This window comes from Streptococcus parapneumoniae, from assembly GCF_037076355.1.
Taxonomy (GTDB): domain Bacteria; phylum Bacillota; class Bacilli; order Lactobacillales; family Streptococcaceae; genus Streptococcus; species Streptococcus parapneumoniae.
This window is the reverse complement of the sequence record NZ_AP026968.1, coordinates 1,696,532-1,722,005: the sequence shown is the minus strand read 5'-3', so window position 1 is coordinate 1,722,005 and position 25,474 is coordinate 1,696,532. Positions and strand designations below refer to the sequence as shown.

The 25,474-nt window shown below is 43.2% G+C and carries 10 protein-coding genes and 1 pseudogene; all 11 read left to right on the top strand.

Annotated elements, in window-relative coordinates; genetic code table 11:
- Positions 1 to 5 precede the first annotated feature (5 nt).
- The 11 genes and pseudogenes from cysE (at position 6) to vex3 (ending at position 25,265) form a co-directional block, all read left to right on the top strand.
- Entirely contained in the window at positions 6 to 623 is a 618-nt protein-coding gene (cysE, locus tag SP4011_RS08740; protein WP_000539974.1) for a serine O-acetyltransferase, read from the top strand.
- Between the two features lie 11 nt (positions 624 to 634).
- The gene (locus tag SP4011_RS08735) at positions 635 to 1,519 is read left to right on the top strand and encodes a GNAT family N-acetyltransferase (protein ID WP_338618842.1); all 885 of its coding nucleotides are present in this window, start codon (positions 635 to 637) and stop codon (positions 1,517 to 1,519) included.
- An 82-nt stretch (positions 1,520 to 1,601) separates the two neighbouring features.
- Positions 1,602 to 2,945, top strand: a complete 1,344-nt coding sequence (gene cysS, locus SP4011_RS08730) for a cysteine--tRNA ligase (RefSeq protein WP_338620415.1) — start codon at positions 1,602 to 1,604, stop codon at positions 2,943 to 2,945.
- Positions 2,938 to 3,324 (top strand): Mini-ribonuclease 3, encoded by a 387-nt coding sequence (locus tag SP4011_RS08725; RefSeq protein WP_338618840.1) that lies wholly within the window; start codon positions 2,938 to 2,940, stop codon positions 3,322 to 3,324. Before cysS ends, SP4011_RS08725 begins: the two co-directional genes overlap by 8 nt.
- Positions 3,325 to 3,327: 3 nt before the next feature.
- Positions 3,328 to 4,212, top strand: a complete 885-nt coding sequence (locus SP4011_RS08720; RefSeq protein ID WP_050260955.1) for a helix-turn-helix domain-containing protein — start codon at positions 3,328 to 3,330, stop codon at positions 4,210 to 4,212.
- An 809-nt stretch (positions 4,213 to 5,021) separates the two neighbouring features.
- Positions 5,022 to 5,996, top strand: a complete 975-nt coding sequence (locus SP4011_RS08715) for an Rpn family recombination-promoting nuclease/putative transposase (RefSeq protein ID WP_050260956.1) — start codon at positions 5,022 to 5,024, stop codon at positions 5,994 to 5,996.
- 8 nt (positions 5,997 to 6,004) lie between these two features.
- Positions 6,005 to 6,373 (top strand): annotated as a pseudogene (locus tag SP4011_RS08710) (hypothetical protein); the annotation flags it as partial.
- Between the two features lie 471 nt (positions 6,374 to 6,844).
- A complete protein-coding gene (locus SP4011_RS08705; protein WP_338618837.1) occupies positions 6,845 to 21,640 on the top strand; it encodes a YSIRK-type signal peptide-containing protein in 14,796 nt (4,931 codons plus the stop codon).
- Between the two features lie 146 nt (positions 21,641 to 21,786).
- A complete protein-coding gene (locus tag SP4011_RS08700) occupies positions 21,787 to 23,064 on the top strand; it encodes an ABC transporter permease (protein ID WP_338618836.1) in 1,278 nt (425 codons plus the stop codon).
- Between the two features lie 118 nt (positions 23,065 to 23,182).
- Positions 23,183 to 23,830 carry an ABC transporter ATP-binding subunit Vex2 gene (gene vex2 / locus SP4011_RS08695; protein ID WP_049512209.1) on the top strand — a complete coding sequence of 216 codons (648 nt, stop codon included), beginning with the start codon at positions 23,183 to 23,185 and terminating at the stop codon, positions 23,828 to 23,830.
- 55 nt (positions 23,831 to 23,885) lie between these two features.
- Positions 23,886 to 25,265, top strand: coding sequence for an ABC transporter permease subunit Vex3 (gene vex3, locus SP4011_RS08690; RefSeq protein ID WP_338618833.1), 1,380 nt, complete (start codon positions 23,886 to 23,888; stop codon positions 25,263 to 25,265).
- Positions 25,266 to 25,474 lie beyond the last annotated feature (209 nt).

Genomic DNA, 25,474 nt, shown 5'->3' with positions numbered 1-25,474 from the left:
AATGTATGGGATGGTGGCGCGAAACCATTGATATCGTAAAAGAAAATGATCCAGCGGCCCGCACCACTTTGGAGGTTTTGCTGACTTATCCAGGTGTCAAGGCCTTGGCGGCCCACCGTCTCTCGCATTTTCTCTGGAAGCATGGCTTCAAACTCCTGGCTCGTATGCACAGTCAGTTTTGGCGCTTCTGGACTCAGATTGAAATCCATCCAGGTGCCCAGATTGATTCAGGTGTCTTTATCGACCACGGTTCTGGTCTGGTGATTGGGGAAACAGCGATTGTTGAAAAAGGTGTTCTTCTTTATCACGGGGTGACTCTTGGGGGAACAGGGAAAGACTGTGGCAAACGCCATCCGACCGTTCGAAAGGGAGCTTTAATATCCGCTCATGCTCAAGTCATTGGACCCGTTGAAATCGGTGAAAATGCCAAAGTCGGTGCAGCAGCAGTTGTCGTGGCAGACGTACCTAGTGATGTGACGGTTGTCGGTATTCCGGCCAAGATTGTCCGCCTTCATGGTAAGAAGGATGAGCCGGTTATTCATGAGGTTGAAGAAAAGCGAGAGTATTATGTCAATAAACTCGAGCAGGCTAAAGATGCCAGTCACAGATCGTCTGGTTTGTAGAGGATACCTATATGATTCAAGCAAGAAACAAGTTAAGCCAAGAGGAGCTATCTGAGGCGAAAAAACTAATTAACTGTTGTCAAAACTATGACGGTACCTATCGTGATCCCTATCTCTCTAACATACTGAATTTTGACCCAAACATGCCCGCCTTTTTCCTTTATTATGAAAAAGGCGAACTTGTTGGTCTATTAACCGTCTATGCAGATGACCAAGATGTAGAAGTGACGATACTGGTTCAACCAGATCATCGCCGTCAGGGAATCGCGCGTGCATTGTTTACTAGTTTTGAGAGAGAAACAGCTTCTTTTCCGATTCATTCAGTCACTTTTCAGACAGAGCGTGTTTTTCTAGACCGCCATCCTGACTTTGCCAGTAACTGGGGACTAATCGAGGATGAAGAGACAGAAACTTGGTTAGGTAAGGATAGAAGACCTTATCCGTTAGCAAATGTTTCCAATCTGGAAGTTTTGTTAGCAGATAGTTCGTATCAGGAGCAAATTAGTCAGTTAAAATTTCAGGCATTCTCAGAGGAACATGAGTCTAGAGAGATTGTGGATAGATATGTCGCTGAAGCTCTGAAGGATCCAGAAAGTCGCTTATATATTTTATTAAAAGACGGTCAGGTTATTGGAACTTGCACGATTGATTTATCGAGCGATACGAATTACTTCTACGGTTTAGCAATATCAGAACCTGAACGTGGGAAAGGCTATGGGAGCTACTTAGCAAAATCCCTTGTCAACCAACTAATTGAGCAAAATGACAAGGAGTTTCAGATTGCCGTGGAAGATAGCAATGTAGGTGCCAAACGTTTGTATGAAAAGATTGGCTTTGTCAAACAGACTCAGGTGGTTTATCTGAATGAGAAAGGAGCAAGGGATTCCGAAATGTAGAGACATTCGGACTGAAATTCAATTGAACTCTCAGTGATGAGACTAACTGTTCTTGGATTTTAGTTTTCCTGACTATTATTTTATGATTAAAATCTATGACACCATGTCTCGTGATTTGCGAGAATTTGTCCCAATTGAGGACGGCAAGGTAAAGATGTATGTTTGTGGGCCAACCGTGTATAACTATATTCACGTGGGGAATGCCCGTTCAACGGTGGCTTTTGATACCATTCGTCGCTATTTTGAGTATCGTGGTTATGAGGTTGCCTATATTTCCAATTTTACGGATGTGGATGATAAGATTATCAACCGTGCAAAGGAAGAAGGTATTACGCCTCAGGAGGTTGCGGACAAATACATAGCTACCTTTCGTGAAGATGTGACGGCCTTAGGCGTGAAGCCTGCAACTCGCCATCCGCGTGTGGTGGAGTTTATGGCTGACATTATCCGCTTTGTGGAAGATTTGATTGAAAAAGGTTTTGCTTATGAGAGCCAAGGAGATGTCTATTTCCGTGTGGAAAAATCTCATAACTATGCCAAATTGGCTAATAAAACCTTGGAAGACTTGGAGCTGGGTGCTTCAGGTCGTACCGATGAAGAAACGGTTCGTAAGGAAAATCCTGTGGACTTTGCCCTCTGGAAATCTGCCAAACCAGGCGAGATTTCTTGGGATAGCCCTTGGGGACCTGGTCGTCCGGGCTGGCATATCGAGTGTTCGGTCATGTCGACAGAGATTTTGGGTGATACCATTGATATCCACGGTGGTGGAGCTGATCTAGAGTTTCCACACCATACCAATGAAATTGCCCAGTCAGAAGCAAAAACAGGCAAGACCTTTGCCAACTACTGGATGCACAATGGTTTTGTCAACATCGACAATGTCAAGATGTCTAAGTCCTTGGGTAACTTTATCACCGTGCATGATGCTCTTAAAACCATTGATGGCCAAGTGCTTCGTTTCTTCTTTGCGACTCAACACTACCGTAAGCCAATCAACTTCACAGAAAAAGCAGTGTGTGATGCAGAGACTAATCTCAAGTATCTGAAGAATACTTACGAACAACCATTTACTGGAATTGTAGATGCTCAAGAGTTGCAAGCTTTTAAAGATAAGTTTGTAGCAGCTATGGATGAGGATTTCAACTCTGCCAACGGTATCACAGTTGTTTTTGAAATGGCCAAATGGATTAACTCAGGTAATTATGATGCAAGTGTTAAGGAAGCTCTTGCGGCTATGTTAGAGGTCTTTGGAATTGTCTTTGTTGAGGAAGTTTTGGATGCAGAGATTGAAGACTTGATCCAAAAACGCCAAGAAGCGCGTGCTAATCGTGACTTTGCCACAGCAGACCAGATCCGTGACCAATTGGCTGCTCAAGGAATTAAGCTCCTTGACACCAAGGATGGAGTGAGGTGGACACGTGATTGATGTCAATCTCATTAACGGGATTGCGCTAGCTTTTGAGGGAGATGCGGTGTATTCTATGTATATTCGTCGTCACCTCATCCTCAAAGGCATGACCAAGCCCAATAAACTCCACCAAGAAGCGACCAAGTATGTTTCAGCTAAGGCTCAAGCTCGCCTGATTACTCTCATGTTGGAGGAGCAAATCCTGACGGAAAAAGAAGAGGAAATCTACAAACGTGGTCGCAATACCAATAGCCATACCAAAGCTAAAAATGCTGATGTGGTGACCTACCGTATGTCCACAGGTTTTGAAGCAGTGATGGGCTATCTCCATATGACTGAAAATCTGGAACGTCTTGAGAGCTTGATTTCGTGGTGCATCCAAAAAGTGGAGGGATAGGACATGATGGCAAAAGAACTACAAGACTGGTTTCCTGAGGCTCAGATTTCAGACCAGCCAGTAGAGAAAGAGGGTTATCTCACGCTCCCTTTAGCTTCTCAGCAGTGGATTTTGCTGGAGAAATCTGGTCTCAGTGAGCGTGAAAAGCAGTTGGTTGCCCTCTTGACCCAACAGGAGCAGGCTCGTTCGCTCAATCCTTGGTATTCCTATCTGATTGAGGGCAAGGGTCAGGCACCGCAATCTTTTAAAAAAATTCAGCTGGTTTATTGTCATCTTTCCTATTTTCAGCAGGAAAATCTGGCTTCTTGGCTAGATATGATGCGGACTCTTTTTCCCAACTGTCAGACGGTGCTTCAGGTCGGAGCTCAGGATTATGTTTTCGTGCTTCAACAAGACAAATACACCTCTGTACGAGCTATTTTAAGTGATACGATTGAAGCGGTTGAGTATGACTTTGGACTTCGTCTGTCAATCATGTTGGGTCAGGTTTGGTCTCAGACAGGCTATCAAGCCCTATCAGACTTGATTAAAGCGGAGCGGGATTTGTTTAAGACTTGGTGGCGTCAGGGTCACCAAGGTGTTCATACCTTTTCACAACTCTATCTTTGGAGTATGGGGGAAAGAATTGTAGACTTGAAGCCAATCAAGGAATGTCTACACCAGATGATTTTGGATCAAGATCAGATTCAGGAAATCATCCTCTCTCTTTGGGAAAATAGTGCTGTTCTCACTAAAACAGCCCAGAAACTCTATCTGCACCGCAATTCTCTCCAATACAAGATTGATAAGTGGGAAGAATTGACAGGGCTACAGTTGAAGGAGTTGACCGACCTGACTCTGTGTTATCAATTGATTTTAGGTTCTTTGTCAACTATAGTTGGTTTGTAAAGAAGTTAATATTTGGAGAAGAGGATTTCCATCTTCTCCATTTTTATGTGCAGAGTTATAGTGGATTGAGACTGGGAAAGTACACTGCGATTGCTAAAACATTCTTAGAAGTTGCTTTGATTTTCCTAATCTATTTATGCAAATTTTATGTTATTTTACTATAGTTGTTTGATTTTTGTTTAGTATTAGAAGATTGAAAATCAATGAATAAATCTACCAGCAGATGACTCAAAACGTCCTTTTGAAGCTGTAGGTAAGGCAAAGTTGACGTAGTTTGAAGAGGTTTTCGAATAGTAGGAACATCCAATTTCGGTATGTTTACTTATGGAGTTTTTCTTAGTGATACTTATATCTAGACACAAAACTATAGCTTGAGAGCTAGTCATTTTCAGATAAGATTTAACTCTTCCTAATACTGGGTTTTATTTGCTTTTCAGAGTCCTTTTCTACTAGAAACTGGAATGTATCCTATTTATAGTAGTAATCGCTAGAAATATGGTAGAATCAAAAAAAGAATCAGCTGCTTTTTTATGTAAATTTCAACCTGTGAAGTCTAAAAATTTTTAACTTTCTCCTTTCTTTTCCGAATAAATAGATAGTAGCAGTGAATCTAGCAAACCTAGATTTAATACTCTTCGAAAATCTCTTCAAACTACGTCAACGTCGCCTTGCCGTATATATGTGACTGACTTCGTCAGTCTTATCTGCAACCTCAAAACAGTGTTTTGAGCAACCTGCGGCTAGTTTCCTAGTTTGCTCTTTGATTTTCATTGAGTATAAAACTGTGGTATAATAAAAGGAGGAAAAGGATGATTCTAAGACATCCGGGCATCAGCCCAACTAACGATTTGGTTGCTAAGAAAATCTTTAGTAATCCAGAAATCACTTGTCAATTTATTCGCGATATGCTGGACTTGCCAGCAAAAAATGTGACGATTTTGGAGGGAAGTAATATTCATGTCTTGCCCTCCCTGCCTTACTCAGCGCAGGATTTTTATACCAGTATAGACGTCTTGGCGGAGTTGGATAATGGAACCCAAGTAATCATTGAAATTCAGGTACATCATCAGAATTTTTTCATCAATCGCCTGTGGGCTTACCTTTGCAGTCAGGTCAATCAAAACCTAGAAAAAATTCGTCAACGTGAAGGTGATACTCACCAGAGCTATAAACACATCGCACCAGTATACGCTATCGCAATTGTAGATAGCAATTATTTCTCAGATGACCTGGCTTTTCATAGCTTTAGCATGCGAGAGGACACTACAGGTGAGGTTTTAACCATCACCAATAACGGTCAAGAAAACCATCTGGTTAAGATGGCGTTCTTGGAATTAAAAAAATATAGAGAAACCAGCAAAGACGAGGTTCGCAAGCCGTGGTTGGAGTTTTTCGGGAATAAACCCTTTACCCAGCACCCCGAGCGAGCCATCAGCCAGGCAGACCAACTGCTGGACTACAAGAGCTGGTCCGAGGAGGACAGGAGAATGTTTAGTGAACAACGCAGACGCGAAGAACAAGCCTTGTTAGCACATGACTATGCCTTGGAACAAGCTGAGGAAAAAGGGTTGGAACGTGGTCGTGCAGAGGGTTTAGAACGTGGACGAGCTGAGGGAGTTGAACAGGGATTGGAGCGCGGGAAAGTTGAAGGAAGGGAAGAAGGAAAACTTTTTGCCTTTCTGGATATGGTTCGTCAAGGTCTTCTAACACCTGAGGTTGCGAGTGAGCAATCAGGCATGACCGTGGCTGAGTTTGAAGAACTATTGAAAGAGCATCATAAATAAGATCTAACAAATACAGAGAAACCAGCAAAGATAGCATTCGCAAACCATGGTTGGAGTTTTTCGGTAACAAACCTTTTACCCAACAACCTGAGCGAGCCATCAGCCAAGCAGATCAACTGCTGGACTACAAGAGCTGGTCCGAGGAGGACAGGAAGATGTTTAGTCAACTACGTATGCGAGAAGAACAAGCCTTGTTGGCACAGGACTATGCCTTGGAAACAGCTAGGGCGGAAGGTATCGAACAAGGACTTGAACGCGGGAAAGCTGAAGGAAGTTTGTCTATGCTACTAAATCTCGTTCGTCAAGGTCTTCTAACATCTGAAGTTGCCAGTAAGCAGTTGGGAATGACCGTGGCTGAGTTTGAGGCGCTTTTGTAAGTTAAGGGATGTATCTAGCTTTTCTCTTAAAATATTATCAGAGTGCTAGGAAACTTACATCGTATTTCACTATTTTCAGCAGAATGGTTCTGCTGATTTTATATAGAAAAAATGGCGGATTGTATCTTTCTATAGATAGGGTCTGTTTTTTATTTATATTAAATTTAAAATATTATCCATAATAATGCTGATATATAAAGGTGCGCATATATATATATATAATCGTAAGAAAATACTGTTATATCAGCTTTTTTGCTACTTTTTTAACGTCTCCACGAGACTGCTAAAAACTTCGCGTTTTGCTGTTCAAATTTGCGAAAATAGTGTATAATATTATTGTCTCAAAACTTGTCTTTTGACAAGCTAGGGAACAAAAAGAAAAAAACATATCCTTTCCTTAAATACTAAAATATTTAAGGGGGGGTATTTTTTAGTACCTCCAGAAAGGAAAAAACGAGAGGTAATTCAATCATGAAAAAATCATATCGTGATGATAACGGGGAAAAGGTCTTCCGTTATTCCATTCGTAAGTATCACTTTGGTGCTGCCAGTGTTGCGGTAGCGGCTCTGATGTTTTTTACCAACGGAGCTGTGGCAGCGAGTGAAACGATTACTCCAACTACGGCAAGTGATGCTGTTGTAGCGACTCCTGATGGCAAGGCGGATAGAGAACCAGAGCCCTCGGATGAAGGAGACTCCAAGAAAGCTCTGACTGACCAGCCAGCTGAACTCAAACCAGCCGATGAGCTAAAAGCAAAAGAAGCGCCAGCTGAAGAAGCTGAACAAGGGCAAGCAGCAGCTGAACCTGCTGAAGTAGGGGCGGACTCTGCTCAGCCAGAGTTTGCTCAAGAGAAACCTCAAGAAGAGGGAGAAAAAGAGCAAGAACAGCCAGCTGCTGTTGCTAATACAGAGGCAGCCAAATCGACTCAAGGCAATCTGCAAGCTTTGTTGGCAAACCTAACGCTTAGCTCAATGCAGGAACTCCATGCTGAAGTGGAAGCGCGCCTAGCAGCAGCTAAGGCAATTTTGGAAGATCCAAAAGCGACGCAAGAGCAGGTTGATGAGCAAGCAAGACTGATGGCTGAACTTACAAGCCGTGTCAATCAAGCCTTGACACCTAGTTTAGACACTCCAACAATCTTGGAAAGGGCTGGTCTAACATCTACAGGTCTGACATCTACTGGACTAGCTAGTCCAGAAGGAGCTGTGACTAATCAAGCAAGTGGAGGGAAGAGTCGTAGAAGAACTTTGAGCGAGCCTACATCAGATGAAAATCAAGTTAGGCCATCTGCTGGAGGAGACTCAACAGGTTCTGGAGCTGGCTCTCAAACGACTCCACAGGCACTCCCAACTTACACAAATACAGGAGGTAAAAATGGTGTTGATGGACTAAAAGCTGAATTAGAATTTATCACAGACCAACTCCGAGCTAACGGAGCATCAGCAGATAAAATCCAAGCAGCCAAAGCAGCTGCTGATAAGTTCAATGAAGCCTTTTCTAAAGGCGACACCATTAGCCAAGAAGACTTTAATGCTGCCTTAGCAGATCTGAAAAAATCTCGGGATTTAATCGAAGGAGTTCTCTCTGAAAATGAGGCTAATGGAGGAGAAGTAACAGGACCTGTAAATCCAGCCGAGTCTGCAACTCCAAGCGAAAACAATGTAACTATCCAACCGCGCACCAACACTAGAGGATGGTCAGGTTTCCGCAATGTGCCAGCAGGAGTACGAACACGTAATGCACGTTCGGCTGATAGAGCTGCTAATGGTAGTTTTACCGATGTCAAAAGGCACTACTTTGACAATGGCTTTGATATCACGTCACCATATTCAAATTACACCTACGTTTATTGGAATAAAAAGCGTGAGAACGGTCCCGATAAACCTGATGATGTTGCGGATATTATAAATTATCTAAAAGAAGATGTTGAAAAAACAACAACTGGTTTTAGATGGAGAATAACCGTTAACCCTTCGCGTAAAAATCTCGACAAACTAAGCTTTCTGTTTACCATACCATCGGGGCAAATACTAAAATCAAATAGTGTTACCATAACCAAACAAACGGATCAAGGATCTACTTCTTTTAATAGAGCAGCGAGCGGTAATAAAGATGAGTTAGTTTCTACAATGGAAGCTGCTGGATTTGGAGAAGTAAGTAAAGGAACGCCTAATCAGACAAATGCGCCTAGAACAACACAGGCTTTTCGTTCGAAATATGACTATAAAGTTGGTAGCGTATTAGAGTGGATTCGTGATGAAGTAGGAGGCGGTTTTTACAATCGAGGAAATCCTAGGGAAGCGAATGCAACGAATGGTTTTGAAAACCAAGCAGAGCAAGATAGAAGTAATGAAAAAGCACAGTTAGTTGTAAACTCCTCTGGGAACACTTATTACGGACGTTTAGAAGGTAATACAGCTTACCGGATTGAATTTGAAACAACAGGGGGGAATGACGGGGCTAAGCTGGTTTATATGTCTAGTATAAAAGGTGTAGACCGTGAAGATAACCCTCATCGTATATTAGCTTTGCAAATTCATGCGCGTACAGATAAAGAAGTCGGAAGTGCAGGGAACTTTCGTTTTGAACTTAGACAAAATGGATATTTCCAAGTAGATCAAGATAACATTGCTGCAGAGTTTGGAACACAAGCATGGAGTTATAATATCAATAAAGACGGTAGAACCTACCAATCTGTACCGATTGGGGATTTTGACGCTACAGATTCACGTGTGAAAGGAATTATTAGTTATATAGATGAGGGTGCTCCTAACCGTATTGAAAGTTATAATAGTTTTGACATTAGAAACTACGGTACGTACCAAGACAAGTCTGGAACTAATATTAGAAACGGCTATACCGACGCTGAAGCTAAAGGTCAAAGATTTGACTTTTACAAAGGTACTACTACTACTACTACTACTAAGGAAATAACAACTGAAGTTTCGACTAAGCCAGGTGTTCACACTTATAACTATAGACGTTATTTCAGAGATGGTTCGCAAGATAAAGGAGTTATTCACTTTGTCACGAAACCGAAAACACCTGTGTTAGAGACAGACTTTAGCAGACTAGATGAGGGACGCCATGACATCACGGCTAGCAATGGGACAGAAGGTTATAAAATGGTTCTGTTTAAAAAAGAGCCGAATGGAAGTTTGACCAAACTGGCTGAAAAAGTTGCTGGAGTAGGTGGACGTGCAACCTTTGAAAATGTTGATGTGAAACTTGGAGAATACCTTGTAAAAACAGTAGTAGATGGCGAATGGATAGATTATAAAAACCAAGATGCTCAAGGGAATGATTCATTTCATAAAACTGTAGAATCAGACGCATCAAATCTCGGAAAAACAAAACCTTTTAAAATGGGAGTTACGACGAATGAACGTGACATCAAAGATGAGCGTGTGATAAAATACCCAACTAACCAACGGGTAACGAATAACTCCATTAAGTTCATGGTGAGAGGGTCACGCCCAATTAAAAGCTTAACAATTAGCGGTGGAGACAATCTAGGAGTTACATGGGCAACGAGAGGTATCGATTCAACAACTGCAACCATTCGAGCTGAGTCTGGGGCTTCTGGTTTTGCAGCAAACAAAGCAGGAGTATATCCATTAACCATAACCGCAACAACAGATGATAATCAAACACAAACCTATACATCTAGTCTTGTGATTCCGCCAGCAAAAGCAAGCTTTAGCACAACTACTAACAACTTAAACGGAAAAGCAAATGAAAAACCACCTATTAGAGCAACTACTGTGTCTGGATTGGCATCAAAAAAAATTGACAATGTAGACTATGAGTGGAAGGCCTTTCTAGTAAAAGGCGGAAATAACAACCAACAGAGCTTTATAGGAGAAGCTGTTAACTACGAAGTTATTGCTACTGCGCCTATAAATGCAAATGGTTCGATTGAATTTACAAGTACAAGCTATAAAAAAGATAAAATAGGAACAGATCAGCTTCGATTAGTTTCTGCTTTTGTGAGAAAAGGAACAGAAGATCCATTCTACGGAGATATGAAGAGTCCCCTTAGTGATGGAAGCATCCAAGCAAGCTTGCCTAACTTTGCTAAAAAACCAGAATTTGGGCGTGATGAGACTGGATTTACAGCTAAGATTGGTCATCTAAATGCGAACAAGGCAGAATTGCGCTATACAGATGGAACAGGAACAGAGCATACAGTTGCCTTTAGCAAAAACGGAAACAATTGGGAAAAAGACAATGTAAACCAAAATACTACGATATCCGTAACAGCAGATACAGGAAATACCGGTACAGCTACGATTCACATCCCATTTGGAACAGCCAAACTAGGAACTGATCTTAAAGCCAAGCAAAAAGCGGCAGACACGAACTTCAGTACTGAAAGTACTTATCAGGTTCCTGCAGACAGCAGTGCGCCAAAAGTCAGTCTTGGAGATACCCTTCTTCCGACTACAGAAGCAGCTGCCACAAAGCCACTTTATAGTGTGACCAGAGGACAAACTTTCAATCCTCCAACTTTAAAAGTTTGGGATGATACGGGTTCTATCCGCAGTCTGTCTATTCAACATTTACCATCAGGGGTTACAACAACTAAATTTGGAGATCAATTCACAGCACAGACTGGAGCAACCGAAAACAATAAATACATGAGTTCAAGCCTAGGTGGCAGTGTCGCTGCAACTCAAAATCCAGGTAGACATGTAGCGAAGATTGATGTGACAGATGCTTATGGACATAGCCAACATTACTATTTTAACTATGAGATTAAACCAGAAGCACCAACAATTGATAATGTAGAAAGTGCTATGGGGACTGAAGGCTTACGTTCGACTTCTCGAACTATTTCTGGTCAAGCTATAGCAGGTGCAGAAAAAGTTAAATTGACTTTACAAGATGGTAGTGAGAAAGACGTTAATGTTGGAGCAGATGGTAGGTGGACGTATACACTTGCAGATGGCGAATACCTAACACAGACGGCTAATAATACAAATGCAAGTTATAGCACAAACCGTATAAAAGCTGTACAGGTTAAAAATGGTGTCGCCTCCGACGAAAAGATTGTAGGAGTTGTCCTTGGAAAAGCAACAGTAGATACCCCTTATGCAGCAGGTAGAGAGTTGACGGTTCATGTACCGCACGACCAAGCAGGAGGCTACGTCCGTATTGGCGGAAATATTACTAATGGTGGAGTAGACATCGGCCTCAAGAAGGTAGATGGAAATTGGATGTTATATAGTCCAAATGACAAGATTGAGTTGATTGCTAGTCAAAATACTGCTAATAAATCAATTACAGACATCACTTTGAGAGTTAGAGACTCCGCTCTTGAAAATCCACCATTTACAATTCCTACAGGAGAGGGTGCTGTTAAATTCAGAGGACATTTCTATAACGGTGCTAATATAAATGGTCCAATAGGAATTGGAGAATCTCAAAATAATGACTGGATTTTATCAGCTGAATCAATCAATACAGCTCCGACTGTTAAATGGAAAAATGGAAAAGAAATTCAAGATGGACAAACAATTCCATCTCCAACAGTTGATGATCTTAAAGGGTATTTTGAAGGTAGTGATGCAGAAGATAATGCAAAACCTACAGGTAAGACAGTAGGAAAACCAGCGTCTGACAGCGATAAATTGCGTGTTCGTCTCTTTAGAGGACGTGATATAACTCATGGTGTCGAAGGGACATCTATCAGAACGAATAGTCGAGGTAGAATTGATCCAGGTGATTATACTCTTGTTTTATCTACTCGTGATGCTACAGGTACAGAATCAGCTCTTCTTGAAAGGAAGGTTACGATTCAGACATTTGCAGAGTATTATCGCACACGTTTGAACTATCCAACGGATGCAGAAAAAGTAACCTTTGGCAATAATGATATTTCAAACAGTAATTTCCTTGATAGTGCAAAAGATCGTTTCAAAGATAAACTTCAAGAATTAAACAGAGATAATCAGAATATCCCAGCGACAGGGGTTACTTATAGTAAAGAAACTGGAACGGATAAAGCGAATACAGTTACTGTCGGTTTTGTGGATGGTTCAACACTTCCTATCGCACATAGTCAAGTAGCCAAACCAGAAGTTCCGACGATCACTGCAACTTCTGGTGATAAACTGAGAGACACAGATCGTACGATTTCAGGTACGGCTATTAGAAGCGCTTCTAAGGTGACACTTCATTTCCAAGATGGAACATCGGACGAGGTTATACCTAGTGACGGACGTTGGTCTTATACTCTTCCTGAAGGTAAGTATCTCCGACAAACAGAACAAGCTAATCAGCCATCTTACTCAAATGTGCCTGTTAAGGTTACACAGACAGCCTTTGATACGACAAGTGATGCTGCAGAACGATCAGTAGCTAAGACTCAGATTTTTGCAGGTAAACCAGTTAAGCAAATCGCAGGAAATGCTGCATTAACTGAGTTGAAAAATCATCCAGAACGTCTCTTGAATTATCAAGAAAATGGTCAAACAACAACTCTTCCAAACTACTTGACTGCTACTTGGAAAGAGGAGTCTGACTTTACGACGGTAGGTACACGTACTGCAACGCTTGTTATTTCTGAAAAAACAGGAACCAATAATCAAACAAGACGTGTAACAGAAGTGACAGTCCCAGTAGCAGTATATCCAACAGCAGAGGCTAAAAAAGATAAATTTACTACACTGTTAAATGGAGAATTGCCTGAAGGAACACAGCCTGAAAATTATGTGCAGTTTAAAGGTCAGAATAGTACTAATGTAAACAAACCGGCAGACGGTGTGACAGTAGCATGGGGTACTGAACCAAGTACAACAGAGCAGACGGATGCTACAGGAAATAATACAAAAGGTAGCGTAACAGTTACTTATAGTGTTACAAATGCTGATGGAACAGAAGGAAGTGTTGAGAAAACTATTGATATCAATCTGAAAGTTTATCATGCTACTCCTACTACAATACATGTGACGACTACTTTTGGAACAGATTTTAGTGGAACGACTAATAATGCTCAGACTTACTTTACGTCTAATTCACCAAGGACATCTTCTGCTTGGAAGTCAACATCAGGTAACGGTTATTCAGAATATGCAAGCTATAGTAGAACTTCTGAAAAACAAAAAGCAAATTATCTTGGTAAGTATAAAGATAGCATTCAAGTCTTTATGGCAGGAGATAACGATCAAATAAATTGGAAACGTTTTGAAAAATTTGATGTAACATTTGAAGTCAAACCGTTAACACCGACAGTAGAAGGGGCAACATCTACTGCAACAAGTCTGACAGTCAATAACGTGAACAGTGGAACAACTGTAGAGCTGTATGACATGTCAAATCCAGCACAACCTAATAAGATTGGTGAAACAACCGTTGCTAAAGAGGGAGAGTTTAACAAAAAAGATAATGTAACAGTTCCTTTACTAGCAGGTAAATCATTGACTGCAGGTGCGAAAATTGTAGCCAAAGTGGTGTACACATCTGGAACGGATAGAACGGAATCTGATAGTAGTTCAGAAGTAGTTGTTAAACATCCAAAACCAGCAAACTTGACTTCAACTGCAAAAATGAATGGTGATTATGAGTTTACTGTTCCAACAGATGCAGATAAGATTACATTTAATATTCCTACAGAAAATGATGGAACGAAGACTGTCACTCTTACAAGTGAAAACAGCTGGGCGTCTACAGATACTGCTGTTAAGAAAGTCGGAGATAAACTTGTAGTTCCGAATGGAACATTAGGAACTACGAATCGTACGGTTCAAATTACAGCAACAAAGGGAACAGGAGAAGCAGAAAGTTCCGCACGTGACTATACTGTTACTGTTCCAAAACATGAGGTTGCAACGACTAAAATTAGCAAAGTAGTTGGCGGAAGCACCCCTACAAATGAAGAATTGCTGGATGCTGTAACCGTTGCTGATAAAGTGTCAGCAGCCTTAAAAGATGGTACGACGTATCCAATTGCTCTTGGAACTCATACTATCGAAGTGGTAGTGACTTATGCAGATAATAGTACGGAAATTATCAACGTTCCGTATGAAGTGAGATCTGCAGATAAGTCAGCTCTCAAACAAGCGAAAGATGCCTTGAATACAGCCATCAACGAAGGTGCCAATACAGACGGTAAGACAGAAGCAAGTAAAGCAGCCTACGAAGACGCGAAGACAAAAGCTACCGAAGCCGTAACAAAAGCTGAGGAAGTGATTGGCAACGCGAGCGCTACAGACAAAGACGTAGCGGATGCGAAAGCGAAAGTAGACGAAGCTAAGGAAAAACTTGCGGAAGCCAAAGCCGGCTTGGTAGACGTAGACAAGGAACCTCTTAAACAAGCGAAAGATGCCTTGAATACAGCCATCAACGAAGGTGCCAATACAGACGGTAAGACAGAAGCAAGTAAAGCAGCCTACGAAGACGCGAAGACAAAAGCTACCGAAGCCGTAACAAAAGCTGAGGAAGTGATTGGCAACGCGAGCGCTACAGACAAAGACGTAGCGGATGCGAAAGCGAAAGTAGACGAAGCTAAGGAAAAACTTGCGGAAGCCAAAGCCGGCTTGGTAGACGTAGATAAGGAACCTCTTAAACAAGCGAAAGATGCCTTGAATACAGCCATCAACGAAGGTGCCAATACAGACGGTAAGACAGAAGCAAGTAAAGCAGCCTACGAAGACGCGAAGACAAAAGCTACCGAAGCCGTAACAAAAGCTGAGGAAGTGATTGGCAACGCGAGCGCTACAGACAAAGACGTAGCGGATGCGAAAGCGAAAGTAGACGAAGCTAAGGAAAAACTTGCGGAAGCCAAAGCCGGCTTGGTAGACGTAGACAAGGAACCTCTTAAACAAGCGAAAGATGCCTTGAATACAGCCATCAACGAAGGTGCCAATACAGACGGTAAGACAGAAGCAAGTAAAGCAGCCTACGAAGACGCGAAGACAAAAGCTACCGAAGCCGTAACAAAAGCTGAGGAAGTGATTGGCAACGCGAGCGCTACAGACAAAGACGTAGCGGATGCGAAAGCGAAAGTAGACGAAGCTAAGGAAAAACTTGCGGAAGCCAAAGCCGGCTTGGTAGACGTAGACAAGGAACCTCTTAAACAAGCGAAAGATGCCTTGAATACAGCCATCAACGAAGGTGCCAATACAGACGGTAAGACAGAAGCAAGTAAAGCAGCCTACGAAGACGCGAAGACAAAAGCTACCGAAGCCGTAACAAAAGCTGAGGAAGTGATTGGCAACGCGAGCGCTACAGACAAAGACGTAGCGGATGCGAAAGCGAAAGTAGACGAAGCTAAGGAAAAACTTGCGGAAGCCAAAGCCGGCTTGGTAGACGTAGATAAGGAACCTCTTAAACAAGCGAAAGATGCCTTGAATACAGCCATCAACGAAGGTGCCAATACAGACGGTAAGACAGAAGCAAGTAAAGCAGCCTACGAAGACGCGAAGACAAAAGCTACCGAAGCCGTAACAAAAGCTGAGGAAGTGATTGGCAACGCGAGCGCTACAGACAAAGACGTAGCGGATGCGAAAGCGAAAGTAGACGAAGCTAAGGAAAAACTTGCGGAAGCCAAAGCCGGCTTGGTAGACGTAGATAAGGAACCTCTTAAACAAGCGAAAGATGCCTTGAATACAGCCATCAACGAAGGTGCCAATACAGACGGTAAGACAGAAGCAAGTAAAGCAGCCTACGAAGACGCGAAGACAAAAGCTACCGAAGCCGTAACAAAAGCTGAGGAAGTGATTGGCAACGCGAGCGCTACAGACAAAGACGTAGCGGATGCGAAAGCGAAAGTAGACGAAGCTAAGGAAAAACTTGCGGAAGCCAAAGCCGGCTTGGTAGACGTAGACAAGGAACCTCTTAAACAAGCGAAAGATGCCTTGAATACAGCCATCAACGAAGGTGCCAATACAGACGGTAAGACAGAAGCAAGTAAAGCAGCCTACGAAGACGCGAAGACAAAAGCTACCGAAGCCGTAACAAAAGCTGAGGAAGTGATTGGCAACGCGAGCGCTACAGACAAAGACGTAGCGGATGCGAAAGCGAAAGTAGACGAAGCTAAGGAAAAACTTGCGGAAGCCAAAGCCGGCTTGGTAGACGTAGATAAGGAACCTCTTAAACAAGCGAAAGATGCCTTGAATACAGCCATCAACGAAGGTGCCAATACAGACGGTAAGACAGAAGCAAGTAAAGCAGCCTACGAAGACGCGAAGACAAAAGCTACCGAAGCCGTAACAAAAGCTGAGGAAGTGATTGGCAACGCGAGCGCTACAGACAAAGACGTAGCGGATGCGAAAGCGAAAGTAGACGAAGCTAAGGAAAAACTTGCGGAAGCCAAAGCCGGCTTGGTAGACGTAGACAAGGAACCTCTTAAACAAGCGAAAGATGCCTTGAATACAGCCATCAACGAAGGTGCCAATACAGACGGTAAGACAGAAGCAAGTAAAGCAGCCTACGAAGACGCGAAGACAAAAGCTACCGAAGCCGTAACAAAAGCTGAGGAAGTGATTGGCAACGCGAGCGCTACAGACAAAGACGTAGCGGATGCGAAAGCGAAAGTAGACGAAGCTAAGGAAAAACTTGCGGAAGCCAAAGCCGGCTTGGTAGACGTAGATAAGGAACCTCTTAAACAAGCGAAAGATGCCTTGAATACAGCCATCAACGAAGGTGCCAATACAGACGGTAAGACAGAAGCAAGTAAAGCAGCCTACGAAGACGCGAAGACAAAAGCTACCGAAGCCGTAACAAAAGCTGAGGAAGTGATTGGCAACGCGAGCGCTACAGACAAAGACGTAGCGGATGCGAAAGCGAAAGTAGACGAAGCTAAGGAAAAACTTGCGGAAGCCAAAGCCGGCTTGGTAGACGTAGATAAGGAACCTCTTAAACAAGCGAAAGATGCCTTGAATACAGCCATCAACGAAGGTGCCAATACAGACGGTAAGACAGAAGCAAGTAAAGCAGCCTACGAAGACGCGAAGACAAAAGCTACCGAAGCCGTAACAAAAGCTGAGGAAGTGATTGGCAACGCGAGCGCTACAGACAAAGACGTAGCGGATGCGAAAGCGAAAGTAGACGAAGCTAAGGAAAAACTTGCGGAAGCCAAAGCCGGCTTGGTAGACGTAGACAAGGAACCTCTTAAACAAGCGAAAGATGCCTTGAATACAGCCATCAACGAAGGTGCCAATACAGACGGTAAGACAGAAGCAAGTAAAGCAGCCTACGAAGACGCGAAGACAAAAGCTACCGAAGCCGTAACAAAAGCTGAGGAAGTGATTGGCAACGCGAGCGCTACAGACAAAGACGTAGCGGATGCGAAAGCGAAAGTAGACGAAGCTAAGGAAAAACTTGCGGAAGCCAAAGCCGGCTTGGTAGACGTAGATAAGGAACCTCTTAAACAAGCGAAAGATGCCTTGAATACAGCCATCAACGAAGGTGCCAATACAGACGGTAAGACAGAAGCAAGTAAAGCAGCCTACGAAGACGCGAAGACAAAAGCTACCGAAGCCGTAACAAAAGCTGAGGAAGTGATTGGCAACGCGAGCGCTACAGACAAAGACGTAGCGGATGCGAAAGCGAAAGTAGACGAAGCTAAGGAAAAACTTGCGGAAGCCAAAGCCGGCTTGGTAGACGTAGACAAGGAACCTCTTAAACAAGCGAAAGATGCCTTGAATACAGCCATCAACGAAGGTGCCAATACAGACGGTAAGACAGAAGCAAGTAAAGCAGCCTACGAAGACGCGAAGACAAAAGCTACCGAAGCCGTAACAAAAGCTGAGGAAGTGATTGGCAACGCGAGCGCTACAGACAAAGACGTAGCGGATGCGAAAGCGAAAGTAGACGAAGCTAAGGAAAAACTTGCGGAAGCCAAAGCCGGCTTGGTAGACGTAGACAAGGAACCTCTTAAACAAGCGAAAGATGCCTTGAATACAGCCATCAACGAAGGTGCCAATACAGACGGTAAGACAGAAGCAAGTAAAGCAGCCTACGAAGACGCGAAGACAAAAGCTACCGAAGCCGTAACAAAAGCTGAGGAAGTGATTGGCAACGCGAGCGCTACAGACAAAGACGTAGCGGATGCGAAAGCGAAAGTAGACGAAGCTAAGGAAAAACTTGCGGAAGCCAAAGCCGGCTTGGTAGACGTAGACAAGGAACCTCTTAAACAAGCGAAAGATGCCTTGAATACAGCCATCAACGAAGGTGCCAATACAGACGGTAAGACAGAAGCAAGTAAAGCAGCCTACGAAGACGCGAAGACAAAAGCTACCGAAGCCGTAACAAAAGCTGAGGAAGTGATTGGCAACGCGAGCGCTACAGACAAAGACGTAGCGGATGCGAAAGCGAAAGTAGACGAAGCTAAGGAAAAACTTGCGGAAGCCAAAGCCGGCTTGGTAGACGTAGACAAGGAACCTCTTAAACAAGCGAAAGATGCCTTGAATACAGCCATCAACGAAGGTGCCAATACAGACGGTAAGACAGAAGCAAGTAAAGCAGCCTACGAAGACGCGAAGACAAAAGCTACCGAAGCCGTAACAAAAGCTGAGGAAGTGATTGGCAACGCGAGCGCTACAGACAAAGACGTAGCGGATGCGAAAGCGAAAGTAGACGAAGCTAAGGAAAAACTTGCGGAAGCCAAAGCCGGCTTGGTAGACGTAGATAAGGAACCTCTTAAACAAGCGAAAGATGCCTTGAATACAGCCATCAACGAAGGTGCCAATACAGACGGTAAGACAGAAGCAAGTAAAGCAGCCTACGAAGACGCGAAGACAAAAGCTACCGAAGCCGTAACAAAAGCTGAGGAAGTGATTGGCAACGCGAGCGCTACAGACAAAGACGTAGCGGATGCGAAAGCGAAAGTAGACGAAGCTAAGGAAAAACTTGCGGAAGCCAAAGCCGGCTTGGTAGACGTAGACAAGGAACCTCTTAAACAAGCGAAAGATGCCTTGAATACAGCCATCAACGAAGGTGCCAATACAGACGGTAAGACAGAAGCAAGTAAAGCAGCCTACGAAGACGCGAAGACAAAAGCTACCGAAGCCGTAACAAAAGCTGAGGAAGTGATTGGCAACGCGAGCGCTACAGACAAAGACGTAGCGGATGCGAAAGCGAAAGTAGACGAAGCTAAGGAAAAACTTGCGGAAGCCAAAGCCGGCTTGGTAGACGTAGACAAGGAACCTCTTAAACAAGCGAAAGATGCCTTGAATACAGCCATCAACGAAGGTGCCAATACAGACGGTAAGACAGAAGCAAGTAAAGCAGCCTACGAAGACGCGAAGACAAAAGCTACCGAAGCCGTAACAAAAGCTGAGGAAGTGATTGGCAACGCGAGCGCTACAGACAAAGACGTAGCGGATGCGAAAGCGAAAGTAGACGAAGCTAAGGAAAAACTTGCGGAAGCCAAAGCCGGCTTGGTAGACGTAGACAAGGAACCTCTTAAACAAGCGAAAGATGCCTTGAATACAGCCATCAACGAAGGTGCCAATACAGACGGTAAGACAGAAGCAAGTAAAGCAGCCTACGAAGACGCGAAGACAAAAGCTACCGAAGCCGTAACAAAAGCTGAGGAAGTGATTGGCAACGCGAGCGCTACAGACAAAGACGTAGCGGATGCGAAAGCGAAAGTAGACGAAGCTAAGGAAAAACTTGCGGAAGCCAAAGCCGGCTTGGTAGACGTAGATAAGGAACCTCTTAAACAAGCGAAAGATGCCTTGAATACAGCCATCAACGAAGGTGCCAATACAGACGGTAAGACAGAAGCAAGTAAAGCAGCCTACGAAGACGCGAAGACAAAAGCTACCGAAGCCGTAACAAAAGCTGAGGAAGTGATTGGCAACGCGAGCGCTACAGACAAAGACGTAGCGGATGCGAAAGCGAAAGTAGACGAAGCTAAGGAAAAACTTGCGGAAGCCAAAGCCGGCTTGGTAGACGTAGATAAGGAACCTCTTAAACAAGCGAAAGATGCCTTGAATACAGCCATCAACGAAGGTGCCAATACAGACGGTAAGACAGAAGCAAGTAAAGCAGCCTACGAAGACGCGAAGACAAAAGCTACCGAAGCCGTAACAAAAGCTGAGGAAGTGATTGGCAACGCGAGCGCTACAGACAAAGACGTAGCGGATGCGAAAGCGAAAGTAGACGAAGCTAAGGAAAAACTTGCGGAAGCCAAAGCCGGCTTGGTAGACGTAGACAAGGAACCTCTTAAACAAGCGAAAGATGCCTTGAATACAGCCATCAACGAAGGTGCCAATACAGACGGTAAGACAGAAGCAAGTAAAGCAGCCTACGAAGACGCGAAGACAAAAGCTACCGAAGCCGTAACAAAAGCTGAGGAAGTGATTGGCAACGCGAGCGCTACAGACAAAGACGTAGCGGATGCGAAAGCGAAAGTAGACGAAGCTAAGGAAAAACTTGCGGAAGCCAAAGCCGGCTTGGTAGATAAACCAACTTCTGTACCAAGTAATGATGGTAACACTAACAATGGTGGCAACACTAATAATAGTGCTAACACTAACAACGACGGTGCTACTACCCCTGCTGACAGCAATAGCAACAGTGTGACACCAGGTAACAGTGGCAACACTCCAGCCCCTGATGTGACGACCGACGATAGTAGCAATAGCAATCCTGCTACTCCATCATCTACTGTTGGACAGGCTCAAGCAAGTACTCCAGCTCAAGAAACACCAGTTTCTACATCCACTTCAAACAATTCAGGCACTACAGTGACTCCTAGTGAGACTCGTCCTGTTGACAAGTCTGAGCTTGCACGATTGGTTGAAGAACTAGAAACTCGTTTGAAAGACTTGGATGGTATTGATCAATCTGTCATCGACGCTGCTAAGATCATTCTCGGAGAGGGTCAAGAAGCCCTTAGAAATACTGACTTGACAGAGGCAGGCTTGAAAGAGATGACTGCCAAGGTCAAAGAAGCACTCGAATCCTTGAAAGGTAAGCAAGCGACTAAGGATGAAGAAGAAACGAAAGAAACAAGCAAAGAACAAGGTCATCTTCCATACGGTACGATGATTGGCAGCCTGCTCGCCCTTCTTGGTCTCCTTCTCTTCCTCATCGCTCGTCGCAAGAAAGAGTCAGAACTCAAGAAATTGACCAAGGAATTGACTAATGTTCTGCAAGAAAGCGATCTTACAAGTGTAGATGCGAAAGTTCTCGACAAAGCACGAGAAACTCTCGCTCAAGCAGTTGCCTTCCTAGCCAATGAGAAAGAGTCTGACCACACAGAAGATGAGTTGATTGAGAAACTCAAAGCTATTCTTACTCAGTTAAGATAAGTTAAGCTTAGACTAGTCGGAAACTAGCTAGAATAGTACTCGAAAGAGCAACGGTGAAAGCCGTTGCTCTTTTTGAAATTTTTTCGTATTTCATAAACATTTCATATTTAGGTTTTATAATAGTCTTACAAATATGGAGGTGACAAATGAATCCAATCCAAAGAGCTTGGGCTTATGTCAGCAGAAAACGACTGAGAAGTTTTATTTTATTTCTGATTTTATTGGTCCTATTGGCAGGAATTTCAGCCTGTTTGACGCTGATGAAGTCCAACAAAACAGTAGAAAGCAATCTTTACAAATCACTCAATACATCTTTTTCTATTAAAAAGATAGAAAACGGTCAGACTTTCAAGTTGTCAGATCTAGCATCCGTTAGCAAGATTAAGGGACTGGAAAATGTCTCTCCTGAACTCGAAACGATTGCAAAACTAAAAGACAAGGAAGCAGTGAGTGGTGAGCAGAGCGTAGAGCGTGATGATTTGTCAGCTGCGGACAAGAACTTGGTTAGTTTAACGGCTCTTGAGGATTCATCCAAAGATGTCACCTTTACTAGCTCAGCTTTCAACCTAAAAGAAGGGCGACACCTTCAAAAAGGGGATTCCAAGAAAATCATCATCCACGAAGAGTTGGCTAAGAAGAACGGTCTTTCCCTTCATGACAAGATTGGCTTGGATGCCGGACAGTCCGAATCTGATAAAGGGCAAACAGTAGAGTTTGAAATCGTCGGAATCTTCTCTGGTAAAAAACAAGAGAAATTTACAGGCTTGTCTTCCGACTTCAGTGAAAACCAGGTCTTTACAGACTATGAAAGTAGCCAAACCCTTTTGGGCAATAGTGAACCTCAAGTTAATGCAGCTCGCTTCTATGTAGAAAATCCTAAGGAAATGGACGGACTCATGAAGCAGGTAGAAAACTTGGCCTTGGAAAATCAAGGCTACCAAGTCGAAAAGGAAAACAAGGCTTTTGAACAAATCAAAGACTCAGTTGCAACCTTCCAAATCTTCCTGACCATCTTCCTTTATGGGATGTTGATAGCAGGAGCAGGAGCCTTAATTCTGGTTTTGTCTCTCTGGTTGAGAGAAAGGGTCTACGAAGTGGGAATTTTACTGGCACTTGGAAAAGGCAAGAGCTCGATTTTCCTACAGTTTTGTTTAGAGGTAGTTTTGGTATCTCTTGGAGCTTTGCTTCCAGCATTTGTTGCAGGAAACGTCATCACATCTTACCTACTCCAAACACTACTAGCAAGTGGAGAACAGGCAAGCTTACAAGATACACTAGCCAAAGCAAGCAGTCTATCAACCAGCCTCCTATCTTTTGCAGAATCCTATGTCTTTCTGTTATTGATTAGTTGCTTATCTGTAGCCCTTTGTTTCCTATTTTTATTTAGAAAATCGCCGAAAGAAATTTTATCATCTATTAGTTAATACTCTTCGAAAATCAAATTTAAACCGTGTCAGCTTCGCCTTGCCGTACTCAAGTACAGCCTACGGCTAGCTTCCTAGTTTAATCTTTGATTTTCATTGAGTATAAGAAGGAGAAATCATGACTTTATTACAATTACAAGACCTTACCTATCGTTATAAAAACACTGCTGAAGCAGTCCTATATCAGATTAATTATCATTTTGAACCCGGGAAATTTTACAGTATTATTGGTGAGTCAGGAGCAGGAAAATCCACTCTCTTGTCTCTACTGGCTGGTCTAGATAGTCCTGTTGAAGGTTCTATCCTTTTTCAAGGAGAGGATATTCGTAAGAAGGGCTATTCTTACCATCGCATGCACCATATTTCCCTGGTCTTTCAAAATTATAACTTGATAGATTATCTTTCTCCACTGGAAAATATCCGCTTGGTCAATAAAAAGGCAAGCAAGGATACACTGCTTGAGCTTGGTTTGGATGAAAGTCAGATTAAGCGGAATGTTCTTCAGTTATCAGGTGGTCAACAGCAACGTGTTGCCATTGCACGTAGTTTGGTATCAGAAGCTCCAGTTATCTTAGCTGATGAGCCAACGGGAAATCTGGACCCTAAAACTGCTGGAGATATTGTCGAACTGCTCAAATCACTTGCCCAGAAAACAGGTAAATGTGTTATCGTCGTCACCCACAGCAAAGAAGTGGCACAAGCGTCAGACATTACACTTGAGTTGAAGGATAAGAAACTGACTGAAACTCGCAATACTACGAAATAATACGAGCTTTTTCTGTTAGAACTATAAAATAGAACAACATCTAGAAAGGGAACCTATGTTACACAATGCATTTGCCTATGTTACAAGGAAGTTTTTCAAATCGATTGTCATCTTCCTGATTATTCTCCTCATGGCGAGCTTGAGTTTGGTCGGCTTGTCGATCAAGGGAGCTACTGCCAAGGCTTCTCAGGAGACCTTTAAAAATATCACCAATAGCTTCTCCATGCAAATCAATCGTCGCGTCAATCAAGGAACGCCACGTGGTGCTGGGAATATCAAGGGTGAAGATATCAAAAAAATCACCGAAAACAAGGCCATTGAGTCTTATGTGAAACGCATCAACGCTATCGGAGATTTGACTGGATATGAACTTATCGAAACTCCAGAAACCAAGAAAAATCTGACACCTGACCGTGCCAAACATTTTGGAAGTAGCTTGATGATTACAGGTGTCAATGACTCCTCTAAAGAAGACAAGTTTGTCTCTGGTTCTTATAAGCTGGTCGAAGGTGAGCACCTAACCAACGATGACAAGGACAAGATTCTCCTGCACAAGGACTTGGCAGCCAAACACGGCTGGAAAGTAGGGGACAAGGTCAAACTAGACTCTAATATCTACGATGCAGACAATGAAAAAGGAGCCAAGGAAACAGTCGAAGTGACAATCAAGGGACTCTTTGATGGCCACAATAAGTCAGCAGTAACCTACTCCCAAGAACTCTATGAAAATACAGCTATCACAGACATTCACACTGCTGCAAAACTTTATGGATACACAGAAGACACAGCTATTTACGGGGACGCTACCTTCTTTGTAACAGCGGACAAGAACTTGGATGATGTTATGAAAGAGTTGAATGGCATCAGTGGTATCAACTGGAAGAGCTATACACTGGTGAAGAGCTCCTCTAACTACCCAGCTCTTGAGCAATCCATATCTGGTATGTACAAGATGGCCAATCTCCTCTTCTGGGGTAGCTTGAGCTTCTCAGTCCTTCTCCTTGCCCTCTTGCTCAGCCTTTGGATCAATGCCCGTCGCAAGGAAGTGGGAATTCTCCTCTCTATCGGTCTCAAGCAGGCAAGTATCTTGGGTCAATTCATCACTGAATCCATCTTGATTGCCATCCCTGCTCTTGTTTCTGCTTACTTCTTAGCTACTTACACAGCGCGTGCAATCGGAAATACTGTCCTTGCCAATGTGACTTCAGGTGTTGCCAAACAGGCTAGTAAGGCGGCTCAGGCCTCTAACCTTGGTGGTGGTGCAGAAGTAGATGGCTTTAGCAAGACCTTGTCGAGCCTAGATATTTCCATTCAGACATCAGACTTTATCCTCGTTTTTGTTCTTGCTTTAGTTCTAGTCGTTCTCGTTATGGCGCTTGCATCAAGCAATCTCCTCAGAAAACAACCAAAAGAGCTCTTGCTGGATAGTGAATAAGTTTGAAAAAATTAGTCTGGAATAAAGATTGCATCTTGTTTTTCTATTCCAGAATGGTGGATAGAGAATGGATATTTAACAATACAAAATAGAGCCGAAAGCAGTGGTGAAAATCATTGCTTTCAGTTGCTTTCTTTGTACTTTAGTGTTTAAATATGATATACTAAAGCTATGGAATTTATTAGAAAGGAATTTCACAACTTATATAT

Excerpts from the sequence above, each read along its gene's own strand:
- SP4011_RS08735 (WP_338618842.1), top strand. The coding sequence starts at position 635 with ATGATTCAAGCAAGAAACAAGTTAAGCCAAGAGGAGCTATCTGAGGCG.
- SP4011_RS08715 (WP_050260956.1), top strand. The coding sequence starts at position 5,022 with ATGATTCTAAGACATCCGGGCATCAGCCCAACTAACGATTTGGTTGCT.
- cysE (WP_000539974.1), top strand. The coding sequence starts at position 6 with ATGGGATGGTGGCGCGAAACCATTGATATCGTAAAAGAAAATGATCCA.
- SP4011_RS08705 (WP_338618837.1), top strand. The coding sequence starts at position 6,845 with ATGAAAAAATCATATCGTGATGATAACGGGGAAAAGGTCTTCCGTTAT.
- vex2 (WP_049512209.1), top strand. The coding sequence starts at position 23,183 with ATGACTTTATTACAATTACAAGACCTTACCTATCGTTATAAAAACACT.
- SP4011_RS08720 (WP_050260955.1), top strand. The coding sequence starts at position 3,328 with ATGATGGCAAAAGAACTACAAGACTGGTTTCCTGAGGCTCAGATTTCA.
- vex3 (WP_338618833.1), top strand. The coding sequence starts at position 23,886 with ATGTTACACAATGCATTTGCCTATGTTACAAGGAAGTTTTTCAAATCG.
- SP4011_RS08700 (WP_338618836.1), top strand. The coding sequence starts at position 21,787 with ATGAATCCAATCCAAAGAGCTTGGGCTTATGTCAGCAGAAAACGACTG.
- cysS (WP_338620415.1), top strand. The coding sequence starts at position 1,602 with ATGATTAAAATCTATGACACCATGTCTCGTGATTTGCGAGAATTTGTC.